Origin of the sequence: Methanoculleus sp. DTU007, from assembly GCF_001512385.1 — an archaeon.
Classification (GTDB): Archaea; Halobacteriota; Methanomicrobia; order Methanomicrobiales; family Methanoculleaceae; genus Methanoculleus; species Methanoculleus thermophilus.
In genome coordinates, this window is sequence record NZ_LFRO01000068.1 from 35,169 (window position 1) to 52,606 (window position 17,438).

Sequence of the window (17,438 nt, forward strand, 5' to 3'; positions counted from 1 at the left end):
GAGAGACGAGATGCAAGAGTTACAGAAGAGAGAGCCGATGAGCATCCTGGTCGTGGAAGACAGTCGGACGCAGGCCGAGTTACTCCGACACATGCTTGAGGAGGAGGGTTATGACGTCACCCTGGCGGCGGATGGTGAGGTGGCGCTCCGGAGGATGGAGGCGGGACGGCCCGATATCGTGCTCACCGATATCCTGATGCCGGGAATGGACGGGTATGAACTCTGCCGCAGGATCAAGCAGATTTATCCGGGGATACCGGTCATCCTGGTCACCAATCTCTTTGATCCGGCCGACGTCCTGCGTGGCCTCGCCGCCGGGGCGGACAGTTTCATCGTCAAACCGGTCGAGCCCGGACTACTCCGCTCCCAGATCGAGGCCGTCATACGGGCGGCGGCGATGCCCGACCATGACGACGAGTCACCGGGGCTTAAAGTCCCCTTCGCCGGGAGCACCTACACAATCACGGCAGGGAAACTCCGGATCTTGAATACGCTTCTTTCGACCTACTCCATCGCGGTGGCGAAGAACGCCGAACTCCAGGAGGCGCAGGAGCAACTGCACTCCATAAATGAACAACTCCAGGCGACCGTGGAGGATCTCTCCCGCAGCAACGAGAGTCTTGAAGCGGAGATCCTGGAACGGAAACGCGTTGAAGCGGCGCTCGCGGACGCAAACAAGAAACTCCAGCTCATGGCAAGCATCACCCGTCACGACCTCTTAAATCAGCTTGCAGCGCTGGACGGATACCTGGATCTCGCACTCATGCTGCGCGAGCGGGATCCGGCGAATGCGTGGAAGCACATCGAGAGCGCCGGCGGGATGGTGAACCGGATCAGCAACACACTCCGGTTCACCGCCGACTACCAGAAGGTGGGTGCTGCCTCCCCCGCCTGGCAGGAGATCAGGACGCTCGTGGAACAATCCATTCAGAACACCCTACGGATCTCGGTGAATCTTATAAACAACGTTCCTCCGGACCTTGAGGTCTACGCCGATCCGCTCATCGGGCGGGTCTTCTCAAACCTGATTGAGAACTCCATCCGCCACGGAGTGAGGGTCACGACCATCACCTTCAGTCTTGAGCGGGATGGGGATGGATACATCATCCTCTACGAGGACGACGGCGTCGGGGTCGCGGCAGACGAGAAGGAGAAGATATTTTCATACGCATACGGCATGAACACCGGCCTCGGTCTCTTTTTAGCACGGGAGATCCTCGCCATCACCGGGATAACAATCCGGGAGACCGGAACCCCCGGCGTGGGAGCGCGGTTCGAACTCCTCTGCCCGGGGGAAGTGATCCGTGCAGGGTGAGTATGCGCCTGCGGGACTCACTATGAAGATCGGAAAACCCTTCGCCAGGGCCCGAAACCGGATTGCAGCCATTACCATCCTTGCAGCGCTCACCCTCGGCGGAAACCTGCTCGGCCTGCTCCTCGGCGCCCCACCGGGTCTCCTCCCCTCCCTCCCGCTCAGCATCCCGATCATCCTCGCGAGTTGCTGGTATCCCCGACGGGGAACGCTCTTTGCGCTGGGCCTTGCGGCCGTCTATGCGGTCACGGTCTTCCTCCTCTCCCCGCCCGATCCCCTGCTCCCGTTCACCATCCTCCCCCGTGCGGTCTTCCTCGTCCTGGTCGGCGGGGTGGTCGCGCTCCTCACAACCAGGCTCCGGGAGTCCGAACAGCAGATGCAGGATATCATCGAGTTTCTGCCGGATGCAACGTTCGCCATCGATCGTGAAGGAAAGGTCATCGCCTGGAACCGCGCGATCGAGGAGATGACCGGGGTAAAAAAGGAGGCCGTGCTCAACCGGGGCAACTACGAGCATGCCATACCATTCTACGGCAAACGACAGCCGCTCCTTGCGGATAAGATCCTCCAGGGCGAGGCCGGGGATCGAAAGATCCTCGTCTCAGAGACGACCATTCCCCACTTCCGGGACGGCAATGGAGCGCATATTCGTTTTACAGCGGCCCCACTCCTTGATGCAAACGGCAACGTCGCAGGAGCCATCGAGTCGATCCGGGACGTGAGCGATCAGGTCATGATGGAGACCGCGCTCAAGAACGCCAGTCATCAACTCAATACTCTTGCCGGGATCCTGCGCACCGACCTTGCAAACCGGCTTGCAGTCCTCTACGGCCACCTCTCGGTAGGTGTGATGAAGTTTGACGATCCCGCAGTCCTCTCCTTTATCGACGACCTGCACGATGCTGCAAACGGCATCCGGCGCCAGATCGAGATCTCGAGGGCATTCCGCGAGATCGGGCGACTGCCGCCGGCATGGATGCCCGTGCAGGAGACCGTCAGGAAAGCGGCCGTGGGCCTCTCGTTCGGGAGCGTCTCACTCGAAACATGGACCGAGCGGCTCGAAGTCTTCGCCGACCCGCATCTAGAGACGGTCTTTACCCACCTCCTTGAGAACGCTCTCGCACCGGGGATTGGGGCGAGTCGGATCGTCGTCACCTACCACCTGCGCCCGGACGGCTGCGCAATCGTCGTCGAAGACGACGGAACCGGCATTCCCTACCCGGAGAAGGAGAAACTCTTTGTCCAGCGGGAAGAGAGTTTCGGGCACGGGCTCTTCCTCGCCCACGAGATCCTCGCCATCACCGGGATAACAATCCGGGAGACCGGGATCCCCGGTGAGGGAGCGAAGTTCGAGATCCTCATCCCGCCTGGAGGCTACCGATTCTCCGAGACAAGCCAAACGGTGGAAGACCCGCAACCCGGATCTCACCTGGTGGTTCGGGAGCTCAGGAGTCCTGAGTTTGCGCTTGCAAACGATGTCTGGCGGGACTACCACGGCGTGACCGCAGACCCGACCCGGGACAGGATCTTTGCAACCTTTTGCGGGGAGCGGATCGTCTCTCTCGCCCGGTGCAGGAGGCATTCCGACGGCAGCATGGAGGTCGACGGCGTCTTCACGCCTGAGCCCTGCCGCGGCAGGGGGTATTCCCGCATGGCGGTGGCCGCTCTCGTCGTGGCCTGCCACAACGACGACCTCTACATGTACGCGGTCGAGAGCCTCGCCGGGTTTTATGCGGAGTTCGGGTTCGTCTCGATACCGGAACGCGACCTCCCCTCCCCCATCCGGGAGCGCTATACCTGGGCGGCGGGGAATATGGAAGGCGCAGAGATCCGGCCGATGCACCGGAGAGCCGGGTTGTAGATCTTAGGGCACAACCCTTATCCCCTGCGGCCAGAGAATACCAAAAAGAGGAGCCGATACCCTATGGCAGACGTCTATTTCGCAAACCTCAGGGCGAGAAGTCACCATGAGAGCAAAGTCGAGAAGATCCGCCGCCTCTTCGATGCAGCCGATTTCGATGCGGTGATCCGGCCCGACGATCTTACGGCCATCAAACTGCACGTCGGAGAGCGGGGGTGCGACACCTACATCCACCCGGTCTTTGCCCGGCAGGTGATTGATAAGGTGAAGGAGCGTGGGGCTCACCCGTTCATCACCGACACCGCCACCCTGTATGCGGGGAGCCGCGCAGATGCCGTCAGGCATACCGTCACCGCCATCGAGCACGGGTTTGCGTACGCAGTCGTCGGCGCCCCGGTCATCATCGCCGACGGTCTCCGGGGCCGCTACTGGCGTGAGGTCCCGATCGGCGGGAAGCATTTTGAGAGCGTCCGGATTGCGGGAAGCATCCTCGATGCCGACAGCATGCTCGTCCTCTCTCACGTCAAGGGCCACGACCTTGCCGGGTTCGGGGGGGCTATCAAGAACCTGGCGATGGGCTGCGCCCCACCGTCGGGGAAGGCGGAGCAGCATGCCGGTCGGCCGATTGTGGAGAGCGAGCGCTGCGGAGGGTGCGGGAAGTGCACCCGGGTCTGCCCGCAGGCGGCGATGACCCTCGCCGACGGGCGGGCGATCCTCAACCCGGAGCACTGTGTCGGGTGCGGCGACTGCATGCGGGCCTGTCCAACAGGCGCGATCGAGTTCGACTGGAGAACAGAGATCCGGCCGTTCCTCGAACGGCTCTGTGAGTATGCCCTCGGTGCCGTTCACGATAAACCCGGGAGGGTCGGCTACATCAACTTCCTCCTCGGCATCACTCCCGACTGCGACTGCGTCCCCTGGAGCGACGCTGTGATCGTCCCGGATATCGGGATCCTCGCCTCGACCGACCCGGTCGCGATCGACCACGCGAGCCTCGACCTCGTCAACAGCGAGCGCGGAATTCCCAAAACGGCGCTCGAGAAGAACCTCTCCCCCGGTGAGGACAAATTTAAGGGCGTCTGGGACTACACAGATAGTAACTACCAGATCGAGTACGCAGCCGCTATCGGGCTTGGAGATGCCGACTACCGGCTGATCGAGGTGTGAAATGGCGACAGGAAAAGTGATACTGCTCTGCGGGAGCCCGCGGCTAGAGGGAAACACCGCACAGGTGCTCGCCGAATGCGCAAAGGTCATCGAAGCCGAGGGGCTTGAGACTGAAACCGTACTGCTTGCAGAAAAGAAGATCCTCTCCTGCACGGCCTGCGGGCTCTGTTCCAACGGGGAGTGCGCTCTCGACGACGACTTAAACGAGATCATCGAGAAACTCCGGGGAGCGGAGGGATTCATCGTCGGAACCCCGGTCTACTTCGGGACCGCCCGGGGTGACGTTATGGCGGCGCTGCAGCGGATCGGGATGGTCTCAATGGCCTCCGACGGGTTCCTCTCCCGGATGGTGGGCGGCCCGATCGCCGTGGCGCGGCGCGGCGGACATACCGCAACGCTCCAGGAACTGCTGATGTTTTACCTGATCAACGATATGATCGTGCCGGGCTCGACCTACTGGAACATGGTCTTTGGCTGGGCCCCGGGTGAGGCCCTGACCGATGAGGAAGGGATGCGAACGGTCCGGCGGTTCGCCGAGAACGTGGCATATTTGATCAAAAAGTTGCACTGATAGGGCATCTCAAAAGAAGAACCTTTTTTAGTCTGCCCGGAAGAGGGATCACCATGGATCTTTCGTCTGAAATGATCAGCCCGGATGTCGCGAACACGGCACCACTGACCCGGCGGGAGATCGCAGAACTTCTGCCGGAGGTTCCGGACTGGAGATTTGAAGACGGTCGACTCTGCGCCCGGTTTGCCTGCAGGGAGTTTTCCGAAGCCCTGAGCTTGCTCTGCGAGATCGCCGCGTTTGCCGCGCGGGAGCGTCACCTCCCGGATATCGGGATCCGCGAGAACCGGTATGTGGATGTGGCCTGGTACACCTACGCCATCGGCGGGCTCTCCAGAAACGATTTCATCATGGCCGCACGACTCTCCAAACGGTTCCGATCCCGGGAGGGCGGGGGCCTTTAGCCGATCTCAAAAGCCCGCGCAACCTTCGATCTGATGGTCTCTTTCGGAAGCGCACCGACCACCCGGTCGACAAGCGCGCCGTTTGCGAAGAAGAGGAGCGTCGGTATTGCCGATATACCAAAGCGCATGGCCACCCGGGAGTTCTGGTCGACATTGCACTTGCAAAAAGTCACCCTGCCGGCGAAGTCACGCGCAAGTTCCTCGATAATCGGGGCCACCATCCGACAGGGGCCGCACCATTCCGCCCAGACGTCGACAACAACGAACGGATGATCCCGTATAGTCTTTTGAAACGTATCGTCCGTGATCTCGATAACACCCGCCTGTTTGCCAAGGAGGCGAGCCTCCATCTCCCGGAGGCGCTCTTCCCGGAGACGCTGCAGTTCATCGTCCGTCGGTTCTCTCTCTACCATAGACTGCAGGTATGGTAAACGGCCCTATTAAAAATTGCGCGAGAATTCCCGGAATTCGCGGGGCGAAGACGTAAGGGCGATTGCCGGGCTCTCAGATAATTATATATCACCAAACGTACAATACTACATACCTCACAAGTAAGAAGCGAGGTGGGGTAGTCAGGAAATCCCGGCGGGCTCATAACCCGTAGATCGATGGTTCAAATCCATCCCTCGCTATGTCCGGTTCTTCTCTGTTTTGCATTTTGCAGCATTTCCTCCTGCACCGTTTGTATCACTCTAATCATAACCCAAAAGTCCCAAACACCAGACTAGGGAGTATTGCGACACACAAAAAAGAGAGCCTTCGCGGGTGAAAATTTAAGAGAGGGACTTACGCCGTCCTCTCTTTCTCCATCTTGAAGGATGAGAGGTCGGCCTGGTGGGTGCCGGCCACATAGTCCACGATGCAGTGGCAACTCCGCTCCCCGGGGATATCCACAGGGTAACATCCCGTCAGGCATCCGGTGCAGAGGTTCGTCTCGCTCCACCCGATCGCCTCCACCAGATCCTCCAGCGGGATATAGGCGAGCGTCGTCGCCCCGACGCTCTCCCGGACCGCTTCAACATCCCTGCTGCTTGCGATGAGCTCCGCCCGCGTGGGCATATCCACCCCGAGATAGCAGGGCGCGATGATCGGCGGGGAACCGACCCGGAGATGGATCTCCTCTGCCCCCGCTTCCCGGATCATGTTCACGATCCGGCGGGAGGTCGTCCCCCGGACGATGCTGTCGTCGACGAGGACCACGCGTTTGTCTTTGAGGTTACCCCTGACGGTATTGAGTTTGATCCGGACCGCCCGCTCCCGCTGCTGCTGGGTCGGCATGATGAACGTCCGGCCCATGTACCGGTTCTTCATCAGTCCCTCGACGAACGGGATGCAGGACCGTTCGGCGTAACCTGCAGCATACGCGATGCCGGAGTCCGGGACGGGACAGACGGTATCCGCCTCTACTGGTTTTGCGTCATAGAGTCTCTGCCCGATCCGGCGCCGAACATCGTAGACCAGTGTCCCGTCCATGACCGAGTCCGCACGTGCGAAGTAGATATACTCAAAGATACAGTGCGCCCTCCGGTTCGCAGTCGCGATCTGGGTGGAGGAGAGTCCGTCCTCATCGATGCAGACAAGCTCGCCCGGCCGGACGTCTCGAAGAAGGGTGCCGTCCAGCGCGTCGATCGCAACGCTCTCCGAGGCGACGATGTAGCCATGGTCGATCTTCCCGATACAGAGCGGTTTGATGCCGAGCGGGTCGCGGAACGCATAGACAGTACCGTTCACCAGCGCGACGACGGAGTACGAGCCGCGCAGGCGCCGCATGCAGAGCCGGACGGCATCCTCCATGCTCTTTGAGGTCCGGAGCGCATCGGCGATGATGCTTCCGATGATCTCGGTATCGGTCGTAGTGGAGAAGATCTGGCCCCTGCGCTCATACTCGGCCCGGAGCTCAGCAGTGTTCACCAGGTTGCCGTTATGGGCAATCGATAGTTCGAGCCCCAGATACCGGAAGTTGAACGGCTGAACGTTCTCCGGGATCTTTGATCCAGTCGTTGGATAGCGGACGTGTCCTATTCCAGCATTACCCTGCAGTTTCTGCAGGATCTGACTGTTGAAGACCTCGGCAACGAGCCCCTGGGCTTTGTGCGTGTACAGGGTCGTGCCTTCAAAAGTAGAGATCCCCGCGCTCTCCTGCCCCCGATGCTGGAGAGCGTACAGGGCATAATACAGCGGAAAGGAAACACCGCTAGCATCGACGATGCCAACGATACCACACATGATACAGCTCTAGTGCGTCGGTACCTTTGCCTTCTTCTCAGTCCAGCGGTAACTGCGGATCCTCCGGCTTCTTCCAAAGCCACAAGCCGAACAGACTTTGTGCTGTGCGTGGAATGAGATCTTGCCACAACGCCTGCAGGCGATGTGGGTGCGCTTCTGCCGCTTACCCATTGATGGTGTGCCTTTTGACATGCTCTCTCACCTACTTATTCAACTGAAGGAGTGATGTAAACTACGTTGTCACCGCGGACGATCAACGTGCCAAGTTTCTGCACTGCACCGTCCACCTCTTCTTCTGCCTTATCCAGTACCAGATTCATGTGAACGTCGTATCCCTGGAGGATTCCCCGGATCTCCCTTCCACCTTTAAGGCTGATGATGACGGGCTGACGATTCAGTACCTGATCTAAAATATCCAACGGTCTTGGCGTCATGTGATTACCCTTTGCCGTCCTTTCTGGAGTAATATATTTGAGCGAGGAAGCTACTTAAATATAACCGCGTTGCGGAGCAACGGAGTATACATCCCCGAGGTCTTAAATCCATGCCGAAGATCACGATAAAGAAGCGTCACGTCATCCGAAAGTCACAGATAACCGAGCTCCTAAACCTTCTGGCGGACGAGATCGGGCAGTCGGCCGACCTCTTCCGCTCCGACCGGATCGAGCGGGTGGAGACAGATGCCCCGATAGAACTCTACCTCGTCGATAAAAAACCACTCCTGATGGCCTCCGATGCCTGGGCCTTCCCCACCCTCCGGGGGCTCGTCGAGCACCCGATCCCGGAGCGGCGGGTAGTGGTCGACTCCGGCGCGGTCAGGTTTGTGGCAAACGGCGCGGATGCCATGCGCCCCGGGATCGTCTCGATCACGCCGGACGTCCGTGCCGGGCATCCGGCGCAGGTCGTCGAGGAGCGCTACGGTAAACCGCTCGCCGTGGGTATTGCGCTCTTCGATGCCACCGATATGGAACAGCAAGAGAAGGGCAAATCGGTCAAGAGCATCCACTATGTCGGGGACGATATCTGGAATCTAGAAATATAATCGGGAAAATAAAAAGATACTATTAAATAAAATTCATTCCTCATTTTTTCTATGGTTAAAAAGCTCCTTGACAGCATCCTCGGTAAAAATCCCGTCCGAAGCGAAGAAGATTACATGGAACTCGATCTTGCTTCCTATGAGGGACCAAATGACGAAGAGCCGGCATCCATGTATATCAAGATCGCCACCATCGCCGATCTCAAGGACACCCCCCGCGTGAAAGACGAAATCTATAATGGCAACATCGTCATCGTAGATGTCGGTCGACTGAAGATGGATAAGGTAACGTTCGAGCGGGTTTTAAAGGACCTTCGTGACGTGGCAAAGGATGTGAACGGCGACATTGTCGGTCTCGGAGAACAGAAGTATGTCATCGTCACCCCGATGTCCGTCAAGGTCTCCCGCGAGAAGATCGGTGGGGGCGTGTAGTGCGGGAATCCTACCCTGGAACCTGCCCGGCATGCGGGAGCGAGATCCAGATCGTCCATCACCGCCTTGATATCCCTCACTATCCCGATCTGTTGCTGGTCTCGATCACCTGCGGCGCCTGCGGCTACCGGCATGTCGACACCATCATCCTCGGGGAGGGCGACCCGGTCCAATGGACGGTGCGCATCGAAGAGCCTGAGGACCTCTCCATCCGGGTGGTGCGGAGCACAACAGGAACGATCGAGATCCCGGAGCTCGGTCTTGCAGTCGAACCCGGCACCGCCTGCGAAGGGTTCGTCACCAACATCGAGGGGGTTCTCGATCGCTTCCAACAGGCGGTAGGAGCCGTTCTGGCAAACCCCGAGAGTGAGGAGGAGCGCAAAGCCGCACTCCAGGTGCTTGAGAAGATCGGCGCCGCCCGGGAGGTTGCCTTCCCGTTCACGGTCATCATCAAGGATCCAGCCGGAAACAGCGCGCTCATCAGTGAAAAAGCCGAAAAGATGCTCCTCGATCAGAGCGAACCTTAAGAGATCTCTTTTTTTCTCATCATCAAAGTTAACCTAAAATAGAACTTCTCCCCATATGCGGCCCCGAGGTGAAGTAAATTGGCGCGAACCATATCGGTGCTGAAGTGGGAGAGCAAAGAGGAGGTCGAGAACGCCGTCCACGAGATCAAAGCGGAGATGGACCAGAAGGGCGGACTCGAGAAAGATATGGAGCGGGAGATGCAGCACTCGCTCCGGATAGCCGATCCGGATCTTGCAAACCACTTCCTGAAACTTGTCCGGGAACAGGTTCCAGAGGCGATGCATTACTTCGAGGAATACGGCGGCGGGGCGTGATTCTGAGGAGAAAGGTCGGGGAGATCCTACCGGATCTCCACACCCGCGAGCCGCACCCCCGGCTCGCGGGTAACCTCTCCGACCACCCGGGCTTCGGGGATGATCGACTGGATCACGGCGACGCTCTCGGCCGGGGCGATGAATGCGTAGCCCATGCCCATATTGAAGGTGCGGTACATCTCCACGTCGCCGATCTCGCCGTTCTCCTGCAGCCAGGTAAAGATCTCGGGGACCGGGAGGGGATCGGTGATGGAGAACCCATACTCCGTGAGCCTCGTGAAGTTCAAGAGGCCTCCGCCGGTGATGTGGCACATTCCGTGGATCGTGCAGGCCTCCGTCACCCGAAGGACTTCGGAATAGATCCTGGTCGGGGTCAGGAGTTCTTCGCCGAGGGTCTTTCCGTTTGAAAGGCGGGTATCATACGAGGCGCAGTCCTCAACGACCTTCCGCGCAAGCGTCAAACCGTTGCTGTGAATGCCGCTCGAGGGAACCCCGATGATCCGATCGCCGGGGACAATCTCTTCTCCGGTGATGATCTTCTCCTTCTTCTGGACGCCGAGACACGTTCCGGCAAGATCGAGGCCGTTCACGAGCCCTTTCAGTGTCGCCGTCTCGCCGCCGACAATATTCATGTTCGCAAGCCTCGCCCCTTCGTTTAAGCCCTTGCCGATCTGGGCCATCTTCTCAGGCGAGAGGGCGTCGGTCGCGATGTAGTCGACGAACGCCACGGGCTCGAGGTTCATGACGTAGAGGTCGTTGACGTTCATTGCAATGCAGTCGATCCCGACGGTACTCCAGTCGCGGAGGGTATCCGCAATAAGCATCTTTGTGCCGACGCCGTCGACGGCAAGCGCGAGGGCGTATGACCCACAATCGATCAGCCCGGCAAAGTGCCCTACCTTCCCGAGCATCGAGAACGTGCCGGATCTCCGGTAGGTGAGGGTATCAATCAGTGCCCGTACTGCCCGGGCCTCAAGGTCGATATCGACCCCTGCTTCACGATACGTATGTTCAGTCATCTAAGTTCTCCGAGAGGCGGAATTCATCGTGCAGCACCTTCAGGGCACGCTTCCCATCACTCGCCTTCACGACGAATGAGACGTTCACCTCGCTTGAGCCCTGCGAGATCATCATGACGTTAATCCCGGCCCCGCCGAGCGCGGAGAAGATCCGGCCCCCGGTTCCCGGGGAGCCGGCCATTCCCGCACCCACGACGGCAAGCGCGGCGACATCCCGATCGTAGGTCGCCTCACGCACGATACCCTGCTTCACGATCGGGGTGAGCGCACAGATGGCATTCTCCAGGTGAGCTTCATCGATGATGAGCGAGATGTTTGCTTCGCTTGAGCCCTGTGAGATCATCATGACGTTCACCTCACGCTCTGCAAGCGCAGAGAAGATTGTCTTTGCGACACCGGGACGACCGATCATCTGTGCGCCGTTGACGTTGACGAGGGCCACCTTCTCGATCAGGGCGAGGGCCTTGACCACCCGCTTCTCCTGGTGCTTATCGCGGAGGATGAGGGTTCCGGGGAGATCGGGGCGGAAGGAGTTCTTGACCCGTATCGGGATATCCTTCTGCATGGCGGGCTCGATCGAACGCGGGTGGAGGACCTTCGCACCGAAGAAGGAGAGCTCCATCGCCTCCAGGTAGGAGATGTCGTCGAGGACCCGGGCATCTTTGATGATCCGGGGATCGGAGGTCATCACCCCGTCGACATCCGTCCAGATCCAGATCTCATCGGCATCGATTCCCGCGCCGACGACGGCAGCCGAGTAGTCGGAGCCGCTCCGGCCGAGGGTGGTGACGACGCCCTGTTCGGTCACCCCCATAAAGCCCATGATCACCGGGATGGTATCTGCGAGCAGCGGAGCAACCCGGCTCCGGATGCTCGTCTCACTCACCGGGAGAGCACGGGCGTCCCCGTGGTTTGCGGTCGTGATGATCCCGGCCTCGGCACCATCGAGGACGACTGAAGAGAGGCCCCGCTGCCGAAGAGCAGCACTCACGATGGGGGCGGAGAGCCGCTCCCCGAAGGAGATGATGTAGTCACGGGACCGGGGAGTCAGTTCTTTTAGGGTGTGCACCGCGGTGAGGATGTTCTGCAGCCGGGTCAGCCGGTCGTCGATGATCGCCGTCACCTCATCGGTGTAGTCCGGGGCCACCTCGCTGAGGAGACGGAGGTGCCGGGTTCGCATCGCCGAGATAAGCGTCTCGATCGGGGGCTGTTCCTTGCTCGATACGACCTCGTCGGCCGCCGCGATGATCTGGTCGGTTACCCCTGAGCATGCCGAGACTACGACTGCGACCTCGTCGCCCGCCGCATGGTGCGATTCTACAATATCTGCGACCCGTCGGATACAGTCTGCTTCTCCGACGGAGGTACCGCCGAATTTCATTAAAAGCCTCATTCTGGCTCACTAGTCCCCTGCAATTACTTTATGGTATTATACAACGCACTGACTAATAAGATGCTTGTAGACGAGATTGTGGACGCGCACGTGCTGGTTATCGGAAGCGGCGGCGCCGGGATACGGGCTGCCATCGAGGCCTCCCGATACGGCAGCGTGGTCCTGGTCTCCAAGACCATCGTCGGCAAGGGCGGGTGCACGACGATGGCGGAAGGCGGGTTCAACGCCGTGATGCGAGACGGGGATTCCATCGAGATCCATCGCGAGGACACGCTGAAGGGCGGAGCGTACCTCAACGACCCCGCGCTCGTGGACGTACTGGTCCGCGAGGCGCCGGAGCGAATGAGAGACCTCATCCTATGGGGCGCCGTCTTTGACGTCACAGAAGACCGGATGGTCGCGCAGCGGCCGTTCGGCGGGCAGCGGTTCCCCCGGACCTGCTACGCTGGAGACCGGACCGGCCATGAGATCATCATGACCCTCCTCGACCGTCTGGACGCAACGGATGCGCAGCTCTACCAGGAGGTCTCGGTCGTCGACCTCGCAAAAGACGAGAACGGTGCGGTCGCAGGCGCAATCGCTCTCGACCGGGACGGAAACCCCATGCTCTTTAGGGCCGACGCCACGGTGCTTGCGACCGGCGGCGGGACGCAGGTCTACGATATCTCCACAAACTCCGCCGCCGGGACCGGGGACGGGTTCGCGATGGGCTACCGGGCGGGCGCGGAGTTGATCGATATGGAGATGGTCCAGTTCCATCCGACGGGTGCCGTCTACCCCTACGACGCCCGCGGGCGGCTGGTGACGGAGGCCGTCCGGGGCGAGGGAGGCATTCTCTTGAACGCCCGACGGGAGCGGTTCATGGAGCGCTACGATCCCGAGCGGATGGAACTCTCGACCCGGGACGTGGTCGCCCGGGCGATCGCAACCGAGATCCTCGAGGGCCGGGGAACGAGCAGGGGCGGGGTCTACCTGGACGTGACCCACCTCCCCGCGGAGCGGATCGAGGCGCGGCTCCCGGTGATGCTCGAGCAGTTCCTCACGTTCGGGGTGGATATCCGGCGAGAGCCGATGGAGGTCGCCCCCACAGCCCACCACATCATGGGGGGGCTCCGGATCACGCCGGAGTGCCGAACGACACTCCCGGGGCTCTTTGCCTGCGGAGAAGTTGCCGGCGGAGTCCACGGTGCAAACCGCCTCGGCGGGAACGCGCTTGCCGATACGCAGGTCTTTGGAAAGCGGGCAGGTGAGTTTGCCGGCAAGTCCCCCGCCCGGAGCGGCCGGGTGGACAGCGCCGGGATCGATGAGGTGCTACGGATGCTCGATGGTTATTTCGAGGGGACCGTGAATCCCGCCGACGTCAAAAAAGACTTAAAACTCACGATGTGGAACCAGGCAGGCATATTCCGGAACGCCGCCAATCTCAAAACAGCGCTCGGTCATATCCGGCGCCTCGCGGACCAGCGGCTCTGCGCCGCCTCGACCGCAAACCTTCTAGACTGCTGCACGGTCCGGAACATGTGCACCACCGCGTCCCTGATCGTCCGCTGTGCCCTCCTCCGCCCCGAGAACCGGGGGGCCCACGTCCGCCGGGATGCCGAGGTGGCGACCGAGCCGGCGAAGTCGCCCTTCGGCCATACGTATATCTCGCTTACCCGCGAGGGGATCGAGCGGCGGGAGGTGGCGGCATGAAGTCGATCACGCTCAGAGTCTATCGCTACGACCCTTCCGTGGATGCGGAGCCGCACCTCGAGGAGTATACGGTCCGGGTGAACGAGGGCGCCCGCGTGCTCCACGCCCTCCATGCAATCCGCAACGAGCACGACCCGACGCTCGCCTACCGCTACTGCTGCGGATCCGGGCAGTGCGGGAGCTGCGCCGTCAAAGTGGATGGAACGCCAGCCCTTGCCTGCATGACGGAGGCCCGAGACGGGATGACGGTCGAGCCGCTTGACCTCCCGGTCTTAAAAGACCTGATGGTGGACATGGAGCCGGTGATCGCGAAGATCGCCCGGATCTGCCCTGCGCCGGATGCGGAGCTCCCGGAACGGGAGGTGATCGCGGCGATCAAACCGCTCCGCGACTGCATCGAGTGTCTCTGCTGCGTCTCGGCCTGCCCGGCGCTCCAGGTGACGGAGTTCGCCGGTCCGACGGTGCTCCGGCAGGAGATGCGCCTCGCCCTCGATCCCCGCGACTCGGGTGACCGGATCACCGATGCCATCGAGAAGGGGCTCTTCTACTGCACGACCTGCAAGCGCTGCACGGAGGTCTGCCCCAAGGAGATCGATATCCCGGGCAAAGCCATCGAGAAACTTCGCGAGATCGCAAACCGCCGGGGGCTCTCCCTCCCCCGCCACCAGGAGGTGGCGCGGCTGATCCAGGAGACGGGACGGAGCGTCGAGCGGACAAAGCCGACCTTCCTTGAGCAGGTGCCGGAGGTTATCGAGCCCGACGGCCCGGTCCGCGGGGAGGTGGGGTTCTTCGTCGGGTGTATGTTCAACGGCCGGGTGCCGCAGACGGCGCTCGACGCTATGGAGGTCTTAAAGCGCAACGGCATCCGGGTGATCGTTCCTCACGACCAGGTCTGCTGCGGCTCGCCTCTGATCCGGACGGGGCAGACATCGTTTGTGGAGGACTTGAAGAAGAAGAACATCGAGGCCTTCGCCCGCCGGGGGGTCAAGACCGTGATGACGATCTGCGCCGGGTGCGGGGCGACGCTGAAGAACGATTACGAGACGCCGTTCGAGGTGAAAGACGTCACGGAGGTCCTCACCGAGTACGGGATCGAGCCCCCGGCAAAGCTCGATCTCCGGGCGACCTACCACGACCCCTGCCACCTCCTCCGCGGCCAGGGGATCCGGGAGCAGCCGCGGGCACTCTTGCGAGAGGCCGTCCGGGAGTTCGTCGAGATGCCCTCGCAGTGCTGCGGGGCCGGCGGCGGCGTCCGGTCGGGGGTTCCGGAGGAGGCAAAAGCTCTCGGGGCGAAGCGCGGCGAGGCGGTGAAGGCGACCGGTGCAGACGTGGTGGTAACGGTCTGCCCGTTCTGCGAGTTCCATATCGCGGACTGCACGGACGTGCCCGTCAAGAACCTGGTGACGATCCTGCTTGAGGGGTATANNGCGGAGCGGGAAGGGGGCGCGTGAGCCCCCGGTAACTCTTCTCCCCGACCGGGGCAAGATCCTGCTGGGCGGCCGATGCGTCGCCGAACCCGGGATGCATGCAATTAATGCCGTGCCCGGTAAGACTCTACCAGAGGAAGGGATATGCAGATCGCGAATGCTCCCGACGGCACCATCCACATCGACAGAAAGGTTGTGACCGCACTTGACCGTTTTGTGGTTTCGGTGACGGGCATCGTCGAGCGGTATACCCGCTACGTGATCGTCAGCGGATACGTTGCAATCCTCTTTGGAAGGGCCAGAGGTACGGAAGATATCGATCTTCTCGTCGACTACATGAACCACGATAGGTTCCGGTCATTTTCCGAGGAACTCCTGGCAAAAGGATTCTATTTCCTGAACTCCGATGATATCGATGAGATCTACTCAATGCTCCGAGACGGGCTCGCCGTCCGGATTGCCGGGGCCGGGAGGATCATCCCGAACGTCGAGATGAAGTTCAAGAAAGACGACTTCGATCGTTATGCGATGTCCCGGGCGAAGGCGGTGTTGTTTGACGACATCCGGTTCTTCGTATCGCCCATCGAGCTGCAGATTCCCTACAAACTCTATCTCGGGAGCGACAAGGATATCGAGGATGCGGTCTATCTCTGGGTGTTGTTCCGGGAGATGCTGGATGGCGATCTCCTGCGATCGTTCATGGAGAGCCTGCAGGTCAGGGGGGAGCCATATGGAATTGAAGTTTGACCGCGAGAAAAACCGGCAGGAGCGGCTGAATTTTGTCCGGAGGCATGCTCTCTGGGTCAGGGGGGTTCCAAACGAGGTCTGGAGCCGCGAGCAGGCCGACCTGATCGACGCGTTCTTTGAGAATGCCAAAAACTTTGCTCTTTCCCGGTCTGATTATCTCCAGATGCACCAGACCCAGCGGCGCCGCCCCGAACCGGTCTACGGCGATGGGTAAGGCAGGGCAGGCGGGACCGTTTCCAGGTATTGGTTCAAAAATGTTCCATGTGGAACAGAATGTGCCCATCCAGGGCGCTCCACGGTGCTGCCACACGTAGAGGACCCCGTTCTCGGTACGGCGGCCGATACAGGGCTTGAGCGCGCTCTTCTCAACCAGGTCCACCTTTCCCCTAGGGATCTCGGAGAGGTACCGCTCGAGCCAGAAGAATCCGAAGATCCCCGGCGCCCCGGAGAACTTGACCGGGATATTCACATCGCTTCCCTCGTGCTCGACGCCTTCGCCGGCACGAGCCGAAGATGCGAGGACCCAACGTGATATAGATCTCCTCCAGGTACGCCTTCTTCCCAATGGCGATGACCCTCGCGCACACTCGCCGCCGGGCTCGCAGGCGAGAGGAGCCATTCTGATCGGATATGGGCCGTTCCCTTTTGTACAGGCTCCACGGCTATGGTCCGGAGGCGGGGGTCAACCCTGCTCTTCGCCGCGGTTCAAGAGCACCATGCTCGTGAAGACCCCGGAGAAGACGACCTGCATGCCGGCGAGGAAGAGGGCCAGCGCCCAGACGGCGTTTGCGATCTGGAAGAGCGGGCCGAACCCGGCGGCCGCCCAGTCCCGGAGGATCCCGAGCCCGACGATGCCGCCACCGGCCATCAGGAGGAACCCGGCGAGGAGCTCCCGCTCGAGATTGTGGTAACTCATGAGCCGGGAGAGGAACGGTCCCGCCTCGCCGTAGCCCTGGACGGCCGAGTAGACGGCGATGTTGACCCCCGCAAAGAGCGCCTGGAGCCCGCCGACGAAGAAGAGGGCGGCGAGAATGAAGGAGTGGATGAACGAGGTCTCGACCTCTCCCCGGACGGCGAAGATGACCATCAGGAAGAACCCGAAGACCGCGAAGATCAGTCCGGGAACGGTGATGAACGGGATCGGCCGGTAGAGGAGCATGAACCGGACGTGCCGCCAGCCGTCGGAGAAACTCTGCAGCTTCGAGGGGGCGACCCGGGCGGAGTAGGTGATCGGGACCTCGGCGATCCGGAGGTTGGCCTTCGCCGCCTCGATGATCATCTCGCTTGCAAACTCCATCCCCCCGGTCTT

Annotated in this window: 20 protein-coding genes, 1 tRNA gene and 1 pseudogene; 15 read left to right on the plus strand and 7 right to left on the minus strand. The window is 60.9% G+C overall.

Annotated elements, in window-relative coordinates; all coding sequences use genetic code 11:
* The first annotated feature begins 10 nt into the window (after positions 1 to 10).
* From ACI94_RS07395 to ACI94_RS07415, 5 genes are all read left to right on the plus strand, one after another.
* Entirely contained in the window at positions 11 to 1,315 is a 1,305-nt protein-coding gene (locus ACI94_RS07395; protein WP_273258998.1) for a hybrid sensor histidine kinase/response regulator, read from the plus strand.
* Positions 1,316 to 1,337: 22 nt separating this feature from the next.
* Positions 1,338 to 3,173: a PAS domain S-box protein gene (locus ACI94_RS07400; RefSeq protein WP_286681270.1), complete on the plus strand. Its 1,836-nt coding sequence runs from the start codon at positions 1,338 to 1,340 to the stop codon at positions 3,171 to 3,173.
* 63 nt (positions 3,174 to 3,236) lie between these two features.
* Complete coding sequence (locus tag ACI94_RS07405; protein ID WP_066958144.1) at positions 3,237 to 4,340, plus strand: DUF362 domain-containing protein; 1,104 nt, start codon at positions 3,237 to 3,239, stop codon at positions 4,338 to 4,340.
* Position 4,341: 1 nt separating this feature from the next.
* On the plus strand, positions 4,342 to 4,911 hold the full coding sequence (locus ACI94_RS07410; protein WP_066958142.1) for a flavodoxin family protein: 570 nt from the start codon (positions 4,342 to 4,344) through the stop codon (positions 4,909 to 4,911).
* Positions 4,912 to 4,964: 53 nt separating this feature from the next.
* The gene (locus ACI94_RS07415; protein WP_273259072.1) at positions 4,965 to 5,312 is read left to right on the plus strand and encodes a 4a-hydroxytetrahydrobiopterin dehydratase; all 348 of its coding nucleotides are present in this window, start codon (positions 4,965 to 4,967) and stop codon (positions 5,310 to 5,312) included.
* On the opposite strand, the gene trxA is transcribed toward ACI94_RS07415, so the two are convergent.
* Positions 5,309 to 5,725, minus strand: coding sequence for a thioredoxin (trxA, locus tag ACI94_RS07420; RefSeq protein WP_066958139.1), 417 nt, complete (start codon positions 5,723 to 5,725; stop codon positions 5,309 to 5,311). The two genes, ACI94_RS07415 and trxA, sit on opposite strands and share 4 nt — an antisense overlap.
* 144 nt (positions 5,726 to 5,869) lie before the next feature.
* On the opposite strand from trxA, the gene ACI94_RS07425 reads away from it, so the two are divergent.
* Positions 5,870 to 5,944, plus strand: a tRNA-Met gene (locus tag ACI94_RS07425).
* Positions 5,945 to 6,098: 154 nt separating this feature from the next.
* On the opposite strand, the gene purF is transcribed toward ACI94_RS07425, so the two are convergent.
* The 3 genes from purF to ACI94_RS07440 are packed head-to-tail and all read right to left on the minus strand — an operon-like array spanning position 6,099 to position 7,972.
* Positions 6,099 to 7,538, minus strand: coding sequence for an amidophosphoribosyltransferase (gene purF, locus ACI94_RS07430; RefSeq protein WP_066958137.1), 1,440 nt, complete (start codon positions 7,536 to 7,538; stop codon positions 6,099 to 6,101).
* Between the two features lie 9 nt (positions 7,539 to 7,547).
* Entirely contained in the window at positions 7,548 to 7,730 is a 183-nt protein-coding gene (locus ACI94_RS07435; RefSeq protein ID WP_083524834.1) for a 50S ribosomal protein L37e, read from the minus strand.
* A 14-nt stretch (positions 7,731 to 7,744) separates the two neighbouring features.
* Positions 7,745 to 7,972: an LSM domain-containing protein gene (locus tag ACI94_RS07440; protein ID WP_273259073.1), complete on the minus strand. Its 228-nt coding sequence runs from the start codon at positions 7,970 to 7,972 to the stop codon at positions 7,745 to 7,747.
* Between the two features lie 110 nt (positions 7,973 to 8,082).
* Here ACI94_RS07440 and ACI94_RS07445 point away from each other — a divergent pair, with 110 nt between their 5' ends.
* From ACI94_RS07445 to ACI94_RS07460, 4 genes are all read left to right on the plus strand, one after another.
* Positions 8,083 to 8,580 carry an RNA-binding protein gene (locus ACI94_RS07445; protein ID WP_286681271.1) on the plus strand — a complete coding sequence of 166 codons (498 nt, stop codon included), beginning with the start codon at positions 8,083 to 8,085 and terminating at the stop codon, positions 8,578 to 8,580.
* A gap of 51 nt (positions 8,581 to 8,631) precedes the next feature.
* On the plus strand, positions 8,632 to 9,009 hold the full coding sequence (sepF, locus tag ACI94_RS07450; protein ID WP_066958132.1) for a cell division protein SepF: 378 nt from the start codon (positions 8,632 to 8,634) through the stop codon (positions 9,007 to 9,009).
* Positions 9,009 to 9,536 carry a ZPR1 zinc finger domain-containing protein gene (locus ACI94_RS07455; protein WP_066958130.1) on the plus strand — a complete coding sequence of 176 codons (528 nt, stop codon included), beginning with the start codon at positions 9,009 to 9,011 and terminating at the stop codon, positions 9,534 to 9,536. Before sepF ends, ACI94_RS07455 begins: the two co-directional genes overlap by 1 nt.
* Positions 9,537 to 9,614: 78 nt before the next feature.
* Positions 9,615 to 9,851, plus strand: coding sequence for a hypothetical protein (locus ACI94_RS07460; RefSeq protein ID WP_066958128.1), 237 nt, complete (start codon positions 9,615 to 9,617; stop codon positions 9,849 to 9,851).
* Between the two features lie 26 nt (positions 9,852 to 9,877).
* Here ACI94_RS07460 and purM read toward each other — a convergent pair whose 3' ends face one another.
* On the minus strand, positions 9,878 to 10,870 hold the full coding sequence (gene purM, locus ACI94_RS07465) for a phosphoribosylformylglycinamidine cyclo-ligase (RefSeq protein WP_066958127.1): 993 nt from the start codon (positions 10,868 to 10,870) through the stop codon (positions 9,878 to 9,880).
* Positions 10,863 to 12,251: an aspartate kinase gene (locus tag ACI94_RS07470; RefSeq protein ID WP_066958125.1), complete on the minus strand. Its 1,389-nt coding sequence runs from the start codon at positions 12,249 to 12,251 to the stop codon at positions 10,863 to 10,865. The genes purM and ACI94_RS07470 overlap by 8 nt, the downstream gene beginning before the upstream one ends.
* Before the next feature lie 72 nt (positions 12,252 to 12,323).
* Here ACI94_RS07470 and tfrA point away from each other — a divergent pair, with 72 nt between their 5' ends.
* The 5 genes from tfrA (at position 12,324) to ACI94_RS07495 (ending at position 16,661) form a co-directional block, all read left to right on the plus strand.
* The gene (tfrA, locus tag ACI94_RS07475; protein ID WP_066958123.1) at positions 12,324 to 13,955 is read left to right on the plus strand and encodes a fumarate reductase (CoM/CoB) subunit TfrA; all 1,632 of its coding nucleotides are present in this window, start codon (positions 12,324 to 12,326) and stop codon (positions 13,953 to 13,955) included.
* Positions 13,952 to 15,406 (plus strand): fumarate reductase (CoM/CoB) subunit TfrB, encoded by a 1,455-nt coding sequence (gene tfrB, locus ACI94_RS07480; protein ID WP_286681272.1) that lies wholly within the window; start codon positions 13,952 to 13,954, stop codon positions 15,404 to 15,406. The genes tfrA and tfrB overlap by 4 nt, the downstream gene beginning before the upstream one ends.
* 120 nt (positions 15,407 to 15,526) lie before the next feature.
* Positions 15,527 to 16,129 (plus strand): hypothetical protein, encoded by a 603-nt coding sequence (locus ACI94_RS07485; protein WP_286681273.1) that lies wholly within the window; start codon positions 15,527 to 15,529, stop codon positions 16,127 to 16,129.
* Positions 16,113 to 16,343 carry a hypothetical protein gene (locus ACI94_RS07490; protein WP_209727742.1) on the plus strand — a complete coding sequence of 77 codons (231 nt, stop codon included), beginning with the start codon at positions 16,113 to 16,115 and terminating at the stop codon, positions 16,341 to 16,343. The genes ACI94_RS07485 and ACI94_RS07490 overlap by 17 nt, the downstream gene beginning before the upstream one ends.
* Positions 16,344 to 16,427: 84 nt before the next feature.
* Entirely contained in the window at positions 16,428 to 16,661 is a 234-nt protein-coding gene (locus ACI94_RS07495; RefSeq protein WP_286681274.1) for a hypothetical protein, read from the plus strand.
* A gap of 150 nt (positions 16,662 to 16,811) precedes the next feature.
* Here the strand turns inward: ACI94_RS07495 and ACI94_RS07500 are convergent.
* Positions 16,812 to 17,438, minus strand: a pseudogene (locus ACI94_RS07500) (glycosyltransferase family 2 protein); the annotation flags it as partial.